Here is a 12518-nt window from a genome sequence, read left to right on the forward strand (position 1 = left end):
AACGATCCTCGCGCTCGGGTCGGCGCGGCGGCTCCTCGCCGCCCCGCCGCCAGATCCGTACGACAGGCATGGGATTAGACGGTCTGACGCAGGGCGCGCAGGGTGAGCGCGGCGTCGAGGGCCGCGGCCGCGGCCTGTTCGCCCTTGTTCTCGCTGGCCCCGGGCAGCCCCGCCCGGTCGAGGGCCTGCTGTTCGGTGTGCACCGTGAGCACGCCATTGGTGACCGGGGTGCTCTCGTCCAGCGACACCCGGGTCAGCCCGGCGGTCACCGCATCGCACACGTATTCGAAATGCGGTGTCTCCCCACGGATCACGACTCCGAGTGCGACTACCGCGTCATGGGAGCGGGCCAGTGCCTGCGCCACCACCGGCAGTTCCATCGCGCCCGCGCAGCGCACCACGGTGATCTCGGCGGTCCCGGCCTCGCGCGCGGTTCGTTCCGCGTTGGCGACCAGGGCGTCGCAGATCTCGGTGTGCCAGCGCGACGCGACGATGGCCAGCTTCAGGTCCTTGGCGTCCGAGAGTTCGAACGTCGGAACCCCGCCTCCACTCAACGGTTCTCCACCTCTTCTCGTCGAAGCTTCTTGTCGAAGCCGCTGTATCGAAAGGTCGCGCCTACTGCGCGGTTTCGCCGAGATCCAGATCGTCCAGGCCGATCAGGTCGTGGCCCATGCGGTCCCGCTTGGTGCGCAGGTACCGCAGATTGTGCTGATTCGCGCGCACCGGCATGGCCACCCGCTCGGTGATGGACAGACCGTACCCCTCCAGCCCGGCGCGCTTGGTCGGATTGTTGGTCAGCAGCCGCATGGAGCTGATGCCGAGGTCGGCGAGGATCTGCGCGCCGGTGCCGTAGTCGCGGGCGTCGGCGGGTAGGCCCTGGTCCAGGTTGGCGTCGACGGTGTCGAGCTGCTTCTCGTCCTGGATCTGGTACGCCTGCAGCTTGTGCATGAGGCCGATGCCGCGGCCCTCGTGCCCGCGCATGTACAGCACCACGCCACGGCCCTCCTCGGCCACGATCCCGAGGGCGGCATGGAGCTGCGGACCGCAGTCGCAGCGCAGCGAGCCGAACACGTCGCCGGTGAGGCATTCGGAGTGCACGCGCACCAGCACGTCCTCGCCCAGCCCGTTCGCGCCCGGGATATCGCCCATGACCAGCGCGACGTGTTCGGTGTTGTCGTATTCGCTCTTGTACCCGATGGCGCGGAAGTCACCGAACTCGGTGGGAATGCGGGCCTCGGCCACGCGCTCCACATGCTTCTCGTGGCGGCGCCGCCAGGCGATCATGTCGGCGATGGAGATGAGCGCGAGGTCGTGCTCGTCGGCGAAGATGCGCAGTTCCTCGGTGCGGGCCATATCGCCCTCGTTCTTCTGCGAGACGATCTCGCAGATGACGCCGGCGGGGCTCAGCCCGGCCATGCGCGCCAGATCCACGGCGGCCTCGGTGTGGCCGGGGCGGCGCAGTACGCCACCGTCCTTGGCGCGCAGGGGGACCACGTGTCCGGGGCGGGTGAGGTCCTCGGCCCTGGCCTGCGGATCGGCCAGCACCCGCATGGTGGTGGCGCGGTCGGCGGCCGAGATGCCGGTGCTGATGCCCTCGCGCGCGTCCACCGACACGGTGTAGGCGGTGCCGTGCTTGTCCTGGTTGACCGCGTACATGGGCGGCAGGCCCAGGCGGTCGCAGTCCTCGCCGGTGAGGGGGACGCAGATGTAACCGGAGGTGTAGCGGATCATGAAGGCCACGAGTTCGGGGGTGGCCTTCTCCGCGGCGAAAATGAGGTCGCCCTCGTTCTCCCGGCCCTCGTCGTCGACGACGACGACCGCCTTACCGGCGGCGATATCGGCGACTGCGCGCTCGATGGTGTCGAACCTGGTCACGTCTGCTGTGCTCCATCTCGAATTAGGTGCCTCATTACAGTAAGGCAGCGGCTGTGTCCGATTTGCGCCGCCTCTCGATCAGCGGCACGCCGCGCTCAGCCGCGCGCGACGAGACGTTCGACGTACTTGGCGATGATGTCGACCTCGAGGTTCACCGTGGTGCCGACGGGGGCGGTGCCGAGGGTGGTGAGTTCGCGGGTGGTCGGGATCAGTGAGACTTCGAACCAGTCGGTATTTCCATCGGCGGCGGGGGCGGCGGCGACGCCGAGGGCCGACACCGTCAGCGAGATACCGTCCACGGTGATGGAACCCTTCTCCACCACGTAGCGAGCCAGGCTGTCGGGCAGCGAGATTCGCACCACCTCCCAGTTCTCCTGGGGATCGCGGGAGACAACGGTGCCGGTGCCGTCCACATGGCCCTGCACGATATGTCCGCCCAGGCGGCTGTCGACCGCGGCGGCCCGCTCCAGGTTCACCCGCGAGCCCACGGTCAGACCGCCGATACTGGACCGGTTCAGCGTCTCCCCCATGACGTCCACGGTGAAGGTGTCACCCTCGACGACCTTGTCGACGACCGTGAGGCAGACACCGTTGACCGCGATCGAATCACCGTGTCCGGCATCGGAGGTCACCACCGGACCGCGCACCGTGATGCGGGAGGCGTCGCCGCGCTCCTCGACGGCCACGATCTCGCCGAGTTCCTCGACGATGCCTGTGAACATGCCCTTCACTCTCCTCTTGGCCCGATGCCCGCGTGCCGGGTCATCCGCTTGCGCCAACAGCCCGGGCCACCGGGGGATTCCCGGCGGTGGGATGTACCCACTCAGGGTAACGACGCGGAGTCGTAGTCGACACGCGGCCTTGTTCACGGGAGCGTTCGATACCGAAGGTCAGCGATATGACGCGAAATCCGACTGGTCGAGATCGAATTGTCCGAATTACCCAGGCTTTTCCAATTGAAATGCCAGGATTTCCCGCCTTCTCGAATTATCCACCACAAGGCAAACGGAAATTTCTACCCAGTTCGCAACTCGCTTACACCAAAATCTTGCGGAGAACAGAAAATGGACGCAAGATTGTTATGTAGCTGATCCCCAGACTAGACCGAAGGAAGGTTGGACCCCGAGCGGGTCGGATCCAGGTGGACAACAACACATTTGGGAGTGCGGCGTGACCACGTTTCTCGATTCGACACTCGAAGCCCGCTGCGTTCGTTACCGCCGCGAGTTTCACCTGCCGTCATCGATCGATCCCACGTCACGACACATCCTGCTCGAAATAGGCAATCGGTACGGGGCCGTCACCATGCCCGCCGAACTCGGCGAGCGCGTCCAGCGGCGACTGGAACAGGCGGAACTCGCCGGCCCCGTCGTACACCACCCCCGCGCCCGACGCTGGACCTTCATCACCGGTCCCGCCCGGCCGGAATCGATCACCCCCGCGGTATCGGCGACACTGTTCCGCATGTACGCCACCGTCGCGTGCACGGGCGCACAGGTCGTCCTCCCGTCCGCCGACGACGAACGGACGGGATATCGCACCTGGGTGCGAGCGCCCGGGACCGCGCGCACGGTCCCGCCGCTGGAATCGGTGCTCGAGGCGCTGCTCGGGGGCTGACCCGGTATCGCTATTCGGCCGACGCCTCGACCGCGACGACTTTCTGCCGCAGTTTCTCGACGGTCTCGGCCGGATCGGCGGTGCCGTACACCGCCGATCCCGCGACGAAGCAATCCACACCCGCCTCGGCGGCCTGTTCGATGGTGTCCATATTGATGCCGCCGTCGATCTCCACCACCAGACGCAGTTCGCCCGCGTCCACCAGATCACGGACGACGCGCGCCTTGTCCAAGACGTGCGGAATGAACGACTGGCCGCCGAAACCCGGTTCGACACTCATGACGAGCAGCGTGTCGAATTCCTTCAGCACCTCGAGGTAGGGCTCGATCGGGGTGTTCGGCTTCACCGACAGTCCCGCCTTGGCCCCCGCCGCGCGGATATCGCGCGCCACCGCGACCGGATTGTCGGTGGTCTCGGCGTGGAAGGTGACGTTGTAGGCGCCGGCCTCCGCGTACCCCGGGGCCCACCGCTCCGGATTCTCGATCATGAGGTGGCAGTCCACCGGAATGTCGGTCACCTGCAGAATGCTCTGCACCACCGGCAGACCCAGGGTCAGATTGGGCACGAAGTGGTTGTCCATCACATCGACATGCACCCAGTCCGAGCCTTCGATGGCCTTCAGCTCGGCGGCGAGATTCGCGAAATCGGCGGACAGGATGGAGGGGGCGATCATCGGCGCGGGCCGATGGAAGGAAGTGGAGGAGGTGCACACAGGGCGCAGTCTATCGGCCCGGCCCCGACCGCCCCGGCACGCCCGAACAGGGCATTGCGCTGATTGCCGCGCGACGGAATGGGTAGCCTAGTGCAGGTGATCAATATTTCGGCGGAACAAGGGCTGCGCGCGACCCCGGTCGAGATCGGCGTCGCCGCATCGGTCTCCCAGTTGCCCATCGTGCGCGGACTCGCCGAAACACTGGTGCTGCTCAGTGATTTCACCCTGGACGAGGTCGCCGACATCCGGCTGGCCGTGGACGAGGCGGCCTCCACCCTCATCGCGCTCGCCAAACCCGACTCCACCCTGCGCTGCCGGTTCACCGTCGGCGACACCGATCTGGTGGTGGCGGTCGACGGCGTGGCGGAGAAGCAGGGTATGCCGGACGAGAGCGGCTTCGGCTGGCATGTGCTGCGCACGCTGTCGGATTCGGTGACCGCGACGCAGAGCGAGTTCGATCCGGCGCTCGCCGGATACCCGACCACCGTGGAGTTCCGGCGGGTCCGGGGGAAGGCGTAGTGGTCGGCGAGGACACCGTGTTCGAATCCCAGGAATCTCCGCAGCCCGATCCCACCGAGGAGCGGGTCGGCGCCGGCAGCGAGAACAGCGACAGCACCGAGAACGAGGAAACCGCCGAGGATCTCGATGCCGGCGAGGCGGAGGAGGTCGCGCGCAGCGTCTCCGGCTACGACGACGTCTCGGCGCTGTTCGAGGCGATGGCGGCGGCACCCGAGAAGTCCACGCGGCGCGCCGACCTGCGGGCCGAACTCATCAACCGCTGCATCCCGCTGGCCGACCACATCGCCCGCAAATTCAGCGGCCGCGGCGAACCGTTCGACGATCTCACCCAGGTGGCTCGGGTCGGCCTGGTGCACGCGGTGGACCGGTTCGACATCACCCGCGGCTCCAACTTCCTGTCCTTCGCGGTGCCGACCATCATGGGCGAGGTGCGTCGCTATTTCCGCGACAACACCTGGGCCATGCGGGTTCCGCGCCGGATCAAGGAAACCCATCTGCGTATCGGCTCCGCCATCGACGCCCTCTCCCAGCAGCTGGGCCGCTCCCCCACGGCCAAGGAGATCGCCGCCGAACTCGGGATCGACGCCGATGAGGTGACCCAGGCCGTGATCGCCGGAAACGCCTACCAGCCCAGCTCCATCGACGCCGTGTCGGTGGGCCGCGATACCGAGGCATCCCTGCTCGACACCCTGGGTGAGGAGGAGTCGCAGTTCGACCGGGTCGAGGAATACGTCGCCATCCGCCCCCTGCTCGCGGGCCTGCCCGAACGCGAACGCCGCATCCTCACCATGCGCTTCTTCGAATCCATGACCCAGACCCAGATCGCGCAGCAGATGGGCATCTCACAGATGCACGTCTCCCGTATCCTCGCCAAAACCCTTGCCCGCCTGCGGGAACAGTCGGCACGGGAGTGACGGTCCGGATCGACGATCAACCGATGACAGCTCGGCCGTGACGAATCCCGGGCTGATGCCGGCGCATTCGGCGACGCGGGTGCCGTCCGGAGCCCAGATCGCGCTGCCGCCGCAGGCATCGTAGGCACCGGCGGGGCCGAGATGATTGGCCAGCACGACGTACAGGCCGTTCCGCTCGGCCAGGGCGGGCATGATCGCGGCGCGCTCCCGCTGGCCCGGGTCGCTGCCGTAGAGGGAGCTGGCGAGCAGGGCGTGGCAGCCCTCGGCGGCGGCGCGCTCGGCCAGTTCCGGGAAGTGGGCGTCATAGCAGATCGCGATGCCGAAAGCGGTGCCGCCCAGCCTGAATCGGCCGTCGACGGTGCCGGGAACGAAACCGGCGGCCCGCTCGGTCGCGGTGACGTGCCGCTTGTCGTAGCGCGTCAGCGGCTCCCCGTCGGGGCCGTAGACGAAGGCGCTGATGGTGGTGCCCTGTGGCGTGCGGCCCGGACCGCCGACGAGTGCCGCCGCCCGCACGTCCCGGCACGTCTCGCGAATCACCGTCAGCCGCTCGTCGTCCGAGGTGAGCGCGAACCGGTCCGGATCGTCGGCGACCCCCAGTTCGTAGCCGCTCAGCGCGAGTTCGGGAAAGACGACCAGCTCCGCACCGGCACGGCCCGCCGCGCGCACCAGCTCCGCCACGGCCGCCGCGTTCGCCGTGATGTCGAGCGGCCGGGAAGTGAACTGCGCTGCGGCGACGATCATTCCGACATCATGGCTCGCGGCCGACGATGACGCATCCGCTGGCCGAACGGTCCGCAGCCAGCGACCACATACCCACTGGTGGCGGCGCGGTCCGCAACCAACGATCGCATATCCGGGGTCGCGCGGCGCGCCCCCGGCTGCCGGGGGTGCGCCGCGCGACCGGTCAGGGTTTGCGCAGGGCCGCGAGGAACATGGCGTCGGTGCCGTGGCGGTGCGGCCACAGTTGGGCACCCGGTCCGTCGCCGGTGTCGGGGACGCCGGGGAGCAGGTCTCGGGTGTCGAGTTGGGTCGCGCCGGTGCGGCGGGCGATATCGGCCACCACCGAGACTGTCTCCGGTAGGTGCGGGGAGCAGGTGGAGTAGACGACCACGCCGCCCGGACGCAGCAGATCCCATGCGGCGGTGAGCAATTCGCGTTGCAGGGTGACCAGGTCGCGGACGTCGGAGGGGCGGCGACGCCAGCGCGCCTCGGGACGTCTGCGCAGCGCGCCCAGGCCGGTGCAGGGGGCGTCCACCAGGATGCGGTCGTAGCCGGGAGTCAGGCCGGTGTCGCGGCCGTCGGCGACGTGGACGGTGACCGGCATCGAGCGGGTGGCCTGGCGGACCAGGTCGGCACGGTGCTCGGCCGGTTCCACGGCGTCGACGTGGAAGCCGTCGATATCGGCGATGGCGCCGAGCAGGGCGGTCTTGCCACCCGGACCCGCGCACAGGTCCAGCCAGCGGCCGCCGTCGGGGCCGTCGAGCGGGGCCCGGGTCAGCGCGAGCGCCACCAGTTGGCTGCCCTCGTCCTGGACGGCCGCCATACCCTCGCGCACCGGTTCCAGCTTGGCCGGATCGCCGCCGTCGAGGTACACCGCGTACGGCGACCAGCGCCCCTCCTCGCCACCGGTCACCAGTGCCAGTTCCTCGGCGCTGATCTCCCCCGGCCGCGCCACCAGGTGAACCGCCGGGCGGGCGTCGTCCGCGGCGAGCACATCGCGCAGCTCCCCGGCCCGCGCGCCGAGCGCGTCCGCGAACGCCTGCGCGATCCAGGTGGGATGGGCGTACTCGAAGGCCAGATGTCCCAGCGGATCCGCGGGAGCCAGCCGGTCCACCCACTCCTCCGACGTCCGCTCGGCCGCCCGTCGCAGCACGGCATTGACGAATCCGGCCTTGCCGCCGCCGAATTCGGATCGCACCAGCGCCACCGAGGTGTCCACCGCCGCATGCGCCCCGATTCGGGTCCGCAACAGCTGATACACCCCCAACCGCAGCACATCCAGCAGCGCCCCGTCGATCTCGGTCACTGGCCGCCCGGCGCAGTCCGCGATCACCGCGTCCAGCAGCCCCTGCGACCGGCACGCGCCATAGGTCAACTCGGTGGCCAGCGCCGCGTCCCGCCCGGACAGCTTCCGCTCCCGCAACAGCCCCGGCAACACGAGATTCGCGTACGCGTCCCGCTCCCGCACGGCCCGCAGCACATCCCGTGCCACCACCCGCACCGGATCGGCCTGCCCGTACTCACCGCCGCGCCCGGATTTCCGCGCGCCACGATCGCCGTCACCCCGCGACCGGTCCCGGCCGCCACCGCCGCCCGAACCGTCATCGCGACGACGAACACCGCCGCCGCGCCCAGCGCCGCCACTCCGACCGCGCCGATCACGACCGGCCTCGCTACCGGCACTGCCAGAACCACCGTCCCGCGAATCGCCACGCCGGACATCGGCGGAACCGTCCCGCGCGGTCGGCGCGCCCCGGCGGTCCGTCCGCTCACCAGCTCGCGAGCCACCCGCTCCGGTAGCCGCACCGCGCCGTCGGACGTGGCGGTCATCACGCGGCCGGTCGTCATGCGGCCGGTCGCGTGGGTCGTCGGCCCTCCGCGTTCGATCGCCCCCGCCGCGAGCGCCCGCGTCTTGGCCGCGACCGTGACCTTCGTTGCGGGGCATGGTCTTTCGCCGATCCGATGGGCGGTCGTCCGCACCCGCGCCGTGCCGCCCTCCCGGCAAGCCGCTGTCCCGCGAGCCACCGCGCTGATTCGAGGCGCCCACGTCCCGCCTGCCGGTGCGGCGGTCGTCGTCGCGGCCGCGCTGTCCCCGCTCGGGCCGGGTCACTCGGCCACCGCGCCCGGTTGCAGGCGGGCGCCGCGGGCCCAGTCGAGGGCGGCCATCATCTTCTTGCCCTGGGGCTGCACCTGGTCGAGGCGGATCGCGGTGGTGGCGGTGCCGATGTAGACACCGGATTTGCGGACCTCGATGGCGCGCTCGGGCAGGGCCTCCTCCACCATGTCGACGGGGCCGAGTTTGAGGCGTTTGCCGTCGACCACGGTCCACGCGCCGGGGGCCGGGGTGACCGCGCGGATGCGGCGGGAGATGGCGAGAGCCGGTTGGTCCCAACGGATGTGCCCGGCCTCGGCTTCCACCTTGGGGGCGTAGGAGATGCCGTCGGTGGATTGCGGGACCGCGTGCACGCTGCCGTCCTCCACCCCGTCGAGGGTGGTTTCGAGCAGGTGCGCACCACTGTCGGCGAGCCGTTCCAACAGCACGCCCGCGGTATCGGTGACCCGGATCTTCTCGGTCACCATGCCGAAGACGGGGCCGGTGTCCAGGCCCGCCTCGATCTGGAAGGTGGAGGCGCCGGTGATCTCGTCCCCGGCCAGAATGGCCGCCTGCACCGGAGCCGCGCCGCGCCAGGCGGGCAGCAGCGAGAAGTGCAGATTGATCCAGCCGTGGCGCGGAATGTCGAGCACCCGCTGCGGCAGCAACGCCCCGTAGGCCACCACCGGACAGCAGTCGGGCGCCAATTCCCGCAATCGCTCGATGAATTCGGGTTCGGAGGGTTTGCGCGGCGTGAGCACCGGAATCCCGTGCTCGTCGGCCAGCCGCCCGATGGGTGAACGGGTGACCTTGCGCCCGCGCCCGGCGACGGCGTCCGGCCGGGTCACCACCGCGACCACCTCGTGCCGCGACGATGCGATGAGCCGCCGCAGCGACGGCACCGCCGGTTCCGGCGTTCCCGCGAAGACCACGCGCATCAGCGACCCCGTCCCGACGCGTCGGCGCGCTTGCGGCCACCGATCTCGGCGGCGGGCACCACCGTGATGCCCGCTGTGAACCAGGAGGATTCGCGGATGGTCCGCATCGCCTCCTTGCGCAGGGCGGGTTCCAGGCGTTGCAGGAACAGCACGCCGTCCAGATGGTCGGTCTCGTGCTGGACGCAGCGGGCCAGCAGGCCCTCGGCCCGGAATTCCACCGGCGCGCCGGTCATGTCGACCCCGCGGGCGCGCACCGCCATGGCCCGGGTGACGTCCTCGCGCACTCCCGGAATGGACAGGCAGCCCTCCGGCCCGGTCTGGGTCTCGTCGCCGTCGACCTCGAACTCCGGATTGATCAGATGCCCGCGGGCGTCCCCGGTGTCGTAGACGAACACGCGCAGCCCGACCCCGATCTGCGGGGCCGCCATGCCGACGCCGCCACTTTCGTACATGGTGTCGGTGAGGTCGGTGACCAGCTGGCGCACCTGCTGGTCGAACGTCTCCACCTCCGCCGCGCGAGCGCGCAGAATCGGATCGCCGAACAGGCGGACGGGCTGGATGGTCACGGGCGGCTCCCGGTAGCGAATGAATACGGTCGTCTCATTTTACGGATACCGGGAGCCACCCTGATCAGGAATGCGCCGCCAGGACTACTTCGGCGATTCCGGTGCCCATGGCGACCGGTTCGCAGACCGGGGTCCGCGCGGTGGCCGGATCGAGCGCGTTCAACAGCAGCCGATGCACGTACGGTTCGTACACCGTGTGGAAATGGCCGGTCAGATTGTCCGCGCAGAGGTCCTGGACGACCAGGTTCGTCGCCCCCGGACCGCGCAGCGCGATGTTCTCGAAGGGCTGGATCATCTCATCCACCCGGCTGCCGATGGTGGTGTAACGCACACCGGGCACGGTGTCCCCGCCCGCGTTGAGCGCCACGATGAACTCCGATCCGGCGGCCTGCTGCACGGCGGCCTTGGAGCTGGCCAGTTCGAAGACCGGGAACAGCACCGGCATGTACTTCGCCACCGGCACGATGCCGTACATGACACCGCCGTAGCTGGGTGAGGCCAGGCCGATCCAGTGCCCGACCTTCGGCGCTCCCCCGAGCTGATTGACCCAGTAGCGGGTCACGTTGGCGCCCTGGGAGAATCCCACCAGATCCACCTGTTGCGCACCGGTCGCGGCCAGCACCCGGTCGACGAAGACGCCGATCTGCGCGGAGCTCACCCAGATGTCCTCGGTGCCGTAGGTCTCCGCGTCGGGCGCGCCGCCGTAGTTCAGCGCGAACACGCAGTAGCCCGCCGCGGCCAGCAGCGGCGCGATGGCCGCCCAGTCGGAGTACGCCGACGAGTCGGTGCCGTGCGCGAGGATCACCGGGCGCGGGTGCGCGGCGCCGGGTTCACAGTCGAAATCGTTGGCGCCCTGCGGCGCGGCGTTCGGATGATCCTTCAGATAGCGGGCCGCGCCGAGATGGTCCGTCTGCGGCGGTCCCGCCTGGACGGGGACCACGATGCCGTCCCCCGCCGGTTGTGCGGTGGCGGTCGCCGCGCCGATCGGCGTCATACCCGCGGCGACCGCCCACATCATTACCCCCGCCGCGGCGATCCAGCGCCAGCGGCTCCTCTTTTGTCCCATGTCCCAATGCAACACGGGGCCCATTTGTGCCATGCCATGATTTTCCCCGGCGGACGGCCGAAAAGCGCATCGGGCAAGGGCGTTTCGCTGCCATTACTTTTCGGGTGTGTCGTCCTCGGCGAGGATGCGGTAGAGCGATTTGCGCGCCTCGGTGAGCACCTCGGCCGCCTTGGCCGCCTGCGCCGGGGTGCCGACGGCGGCCACCTGGGCGACCGCGCCCATGAGCTGGCCGACCAGCCCGCGCAGGTCCAGGGTCTGATCGCCGACGCCGTCCTTGACCTCCTGCCAGGGGTCGCCGAGGTCGGAGCGGTGCTCCTCCACGTAGGCGGTACCGGCTTCGGTCAGTTTGGCGGTCTTGCGACCCGACACCTTCTCGATGATCACCAGCCCCTCGTCCTCGAGCTGCGCGAGCGCGGGATAGATGGATCCGGGGCTGGGCCGCCAGACGTCCTCGCTGCGTTCGCGAATCTGCTGGATCAGCTCGTAGCCGTGCATGGGCCGCTCCTGCAGCAGCAGGAGGATGGCGGCGCGCACATCACCGCGCCGACCGCGGCCACCGCGGCCACGACCGCGACCGAAGTGCGGACCGGGCCCGAAACCGGGGCCGAAACCACCCGGGCCGAAGCCGGGACCGAAGTCACCGAAGCCGCGGCCGTGACCGTGGCGGTGCGGACCGCCGGGGCCACCGTGCGGACCCCGCCCCATCCGGGGATGGTCGGGACCGCGCTGCTGATCGCGTCGCATGCGACGCCAGGGCCCGCGGGCCCCGTGTGTGTTGTCCATGTGTTCCATGGCGCTGCCTCCTTCAAGGCTTGTCGTTACTCCTTCTGTTATCGACGATATATCGGCAATCTATCCACGACAAGAGTGAGAGGCGACACAAACCGTCCGGTCGCGACCTAGCGTGCGAGGGAGTCGATCCACGCCGCCAGGCGACGCCCCTCGGTCGCCATGAGCTCGGGATCACGAAGGGTATTGGTGAGCAACGAGATTCCCTGATAGGCGGCCAGCAGTGCCACCGCCAGTTCACGCGCGTCGGCGCGACCCATGGCGGCGAACTGCGTTTCGACCCAGTCGATGAGCAGCCCCATGACGGCGGCCAGTTCACGGTCGAGGCCGTCGGCGCGCTTGTCGAGTTCGGTGGCGAGCGTGCCGGTCGGGCAGCCGTACCGGGCGGCGGCATCGCGCTGTTCGACCCAGCCGTGAACCAGGGCTTTCAACCGCTCGGCCGGGGTGTCGAGGGCGTTCAGGTCGGCGATCAGGGCGTCGAGCACGCGCGCATGCGAGCCGATGGCCGCCTGCACGAGTTGATCCTTGGTCTTGAAGTAGTAGTAGACGTTGCCCACGGGAACGTCGGCCGCCTGCGCGATATGGGCGATGGTCGTCTTCTCCACGCCCTGCCGATAGAACACGTCGGCGGCGGCCGCGGCCAACCGCTCGCGTTTGCCCTGCGCCATCTGCCGCCTCCCGACTGAGTTAGTCATGCAACTAACTATAGA

The 12518-nt window shown here is 69.4% G+C and carries 14 protein-coding genes; 3 read left to right on the forward strand and 11 right to left on the reverse strand.

Annotated features, from left to right (window positions below):
- Nucleotides 1-74 precede the first annotated feature (74 nt).
- The 3 genes from ribH to ON31_RS17675 all read right to left on the reverse strand — a co-directional run bounded on the left by ribH (nucleotide 75) and on the right by ON31_RS17675 (nucleotide 2597).
- A complete protein-coding gene (ribH, locus tag ON31_RS17665) occupies nucleotides 75-554 on the reverse strand; it encodes a 6,7-dimethyl-8-ribityllumazine synthase (protein WP_039814963.1) in 480 nt (159 codons plus the stop codon).
- Between the two features lie 61 nt (nucleotides 555-615).
- Nucleotides 616-1875 (reverse strand): bifunctional 3,4-dihydroxy-2-butanone-4-phosphate synthase/GTP cyclohydrolase II, encoded by a 1260-nt coding sequence (locus ON31_RS17670; RefSeq protein WP_039814964.1) that lies wholly within the window; start codon nucleotides 1873-1875, stop codon nucleotides 616-618.
- A 95-nt stretch (nucleotides 1876-1970) separates the two neighbouring features.
- Nucleotides 1971-2597 (reverse strand): riboflavin synthase, encoded by a 627-nt coding sequence (locus ON31_RS17675; RefSeq protein WP_039815148.1) that lies wholly within the window; start codon nucleotides 2595-2597, stop codon nucleotides 1971-1973.
- A gap of 448 nt (nucleotides 2598-3045) precedes the next feature.
- On the opposite strand from ON31_RS17675, the gene ON31_RS17680 reads away from it, so the two are divergent.
- A complete protein-coding gene (locus ON31_RS17680; RefSeq protein ID WP_039814966.1) occupies nucleotides 3046-3492 on the forward strand; it encodes a hypothetical protein in 447 nt (148 codons plus the stop codon).
- Between the two features lie 10 nt (nucleotides 3493-3502).
- Here ON31_RS17680 and rpe read toward each other — a convergent pair whose 3' ends face one another.
- Nucleotides 3503-4165 carry a ribulose-phosphate 3-epimerase gene (rpe, locus tag ON31_RS17685; protein ID WP_039814967.1) on the reverse strand — a complete coding sequence of 221 codons (663 nt, stop codon included), beginning with the start codon at nucleotides 4163-4165 and terminating at the stop codon, nucleotides 3503-3505.
- A gap of 135 nt (nucleotides 4166-4300) precedes the next feature.
- Here rpe and ON31_RS17690 point away from each other — a divergent pair, with 135 nt between their 5' ends.
- Nucleotides 4301-4723, forward strand: a complete 423-nt coding sequence (locus tag ON31_RS17690) for an ATP-binding protein (RefSeq protein WP_039815150.1) — start codon at nucleotides 4301-4303, stop codon at nucleotides 4721-4723.
- Nucleotides 4723-5637 (forward strand): SigB/SigF/SigG family RNA polymerase sigma factor, encoded by a 915-nt coding sequence (locus ON31_RS17695; protein ID WP_039814969.1) that lies wholly within the window; start codon nucleotides 4723-4725, stop codon nucleotides 5635-5637. The genes ON31_RS17690 and ON31_RS17695 overlap by 1 nt, the downstream gene beginning before the upstream one ends.
- Here ON31_RS17695 and ON31_RS17700 read toward each other — a convergent pair.
- From ON31_RS17700 to ON31_RS17730, 7 genes are all read right to left on the reverse strand, one after another.
- Nucleotides 5566-6378 carry a carbon-nitrogen hydrolase family protein gene (locus tag ON31_RS17700; RefSeq protein WP_063821516.1) on the reverse strand — a complete coding sequence of 271 codons (813 nt, stop codon included), beginning with the start codon at nucleotides 6376-6378 and terminating at the stop codon, nucleotides 5566-5568. The two genes, ON31_RS17695 and ON31_RS17700, sit on opposite strands and share 72 nt — an antisense overlap.
- Before the next feature lie 163 nt (nucleotides 6379-6541).
- Complete coding sequence (locus tag ON31_RS17705) at nucleotides 6542-7849, reverse strand: RsmB/NOP family class I SAM-dependent RNA methyltransferase (RefSeq protein WP_172544806.1); 1308 nt, start codon at nucleotides 7847-7849, stop codon at nucleotides 6542-6544.
- Between the two features lie 614 nt (nucleotides 7850-8463).
- Complete coding sequence (gene fmt, locus ON31_RS17710; RefSeq protein WP_039814971.1) at nucleotides 8464-9387, reverse strand: methionyl-tRNA formyltransferase; 924 nt, start codon at nucleotides 9385-9387, stop codon at nucleotides 8464-8466.
- Nucleotides 9387-9953, reverse strand: a complete 567-nt coding sequence (def, locus tag ON31_RS17715; RefSeq protein WP_039814972.1) for a peptide deformylase — start codon at nucleotides 9951-9953, stop codon at nucleotides 9387-9389. Before def ends, fmt begins: the two co-directional genes overlap by 1 nt.
- A 64-nt stretch (nucleotides 9954-10017) precedes the next feature.
- Nucleotides 10018-11019, reverse strand: coding sequence for an esterase/lipase family protein (locus tag ON31_RS17720; RefSeq protein WP_370450430.1), 1002 nt, complete (start codon nucleotides 11017-11019; stop codon nucleotides 10018-10020).
- A gap of 93 nt (nucleotides 11020-11112) precedes the next feature.
- The gene (locus ON31_RS17725; protein WP_370450461.1) at nucleotides 11113-11802 is read right to left on the reverse strand and encodes a PadR family transcriptional regulator; all 690 of its coding nucleotides are present in this window, start codon (nucleotides 11800-11802) and stop codon (nucleotides 11113-11115) included.
- A 116-nt stretch (nucleotides 11803-11918) separates the two neighbouring features.
- Nucleotides 11919-12503 (reverse strand): TetR/AcrR family transcriptional regulator, encoded by a 585-nt coding sequence (locus ON31_RS17730; protein ID WP_081592531.1) that lies wholly within the window; start codon nucleotides 12501-12503, stop codon nucleotides 11919-11921.
- Nucleotides 12504-12518: the final 15 nt, after the last annotated feature.

This window comes from Nocardia otitidiscaviarum NBRC 14405, assembly GCF_000308635.1.
GTDB classification, from domain to species: domain Bacteria; phylum Actinomycetota; class Actinomycetes; order Mycobacteriales; family Mycobacteriaceae; genus Nocardia; species Nocardia otitidiscaviarum.

Bases quoted from the DNA above. Each gene is read 5' to 3' on its own strand.
- ON31_RS17675 (WP_039815148.1), bottom strand. From the start codon at position 2,597: ATGTTCACAGGCATCGTCGAGGAACTCGGCGAGATCGTGGCCGTCGAG.
- ON31_RS17700 (WP_063821516.1), bottom strand. From the start codon at position 6,378: ATGATCGTCGCCGCAGCGCAGTTCACTTCCCGGCCGCTCGACATCACG.
- ON31_RS17725 (WP_370450461.1), bottom strand. From the start codon at position 11,802: ATGGACAACACACACGGGGCCCGCGGGCCCTGGCGTCGCATGCGACGC.
- rpe (WP_039814967.1), bottom strand. From the start codon at position 4,165: ATGATCGCCCCCTCCATCCTGTCCGCCGATTTCGCGAATCTCGCCGCC.
- ON31_RS17730 (WP_081592531.1), bottom strand. From the start codon at position 12,503: ATGACTAACTCAGTCGGGAGGCGGCAGATGGCGCAGGGCAAACGCGAG.
- ON31_RS17720 (WP_370450430.1), bottom strand. From the start codon at position 11,019: ATGGGACAAAAGAGGAGCCGCTGGCGCTGGATCGCCGCGGCGGGGGTA.
- fmt (WP_039814971.1), bottom strand. From the start codon at position 9,387: ATGCGCGTGGTCTTCGCGGGAACGCCGGAACCGGCGGTGCCGTCGCTG.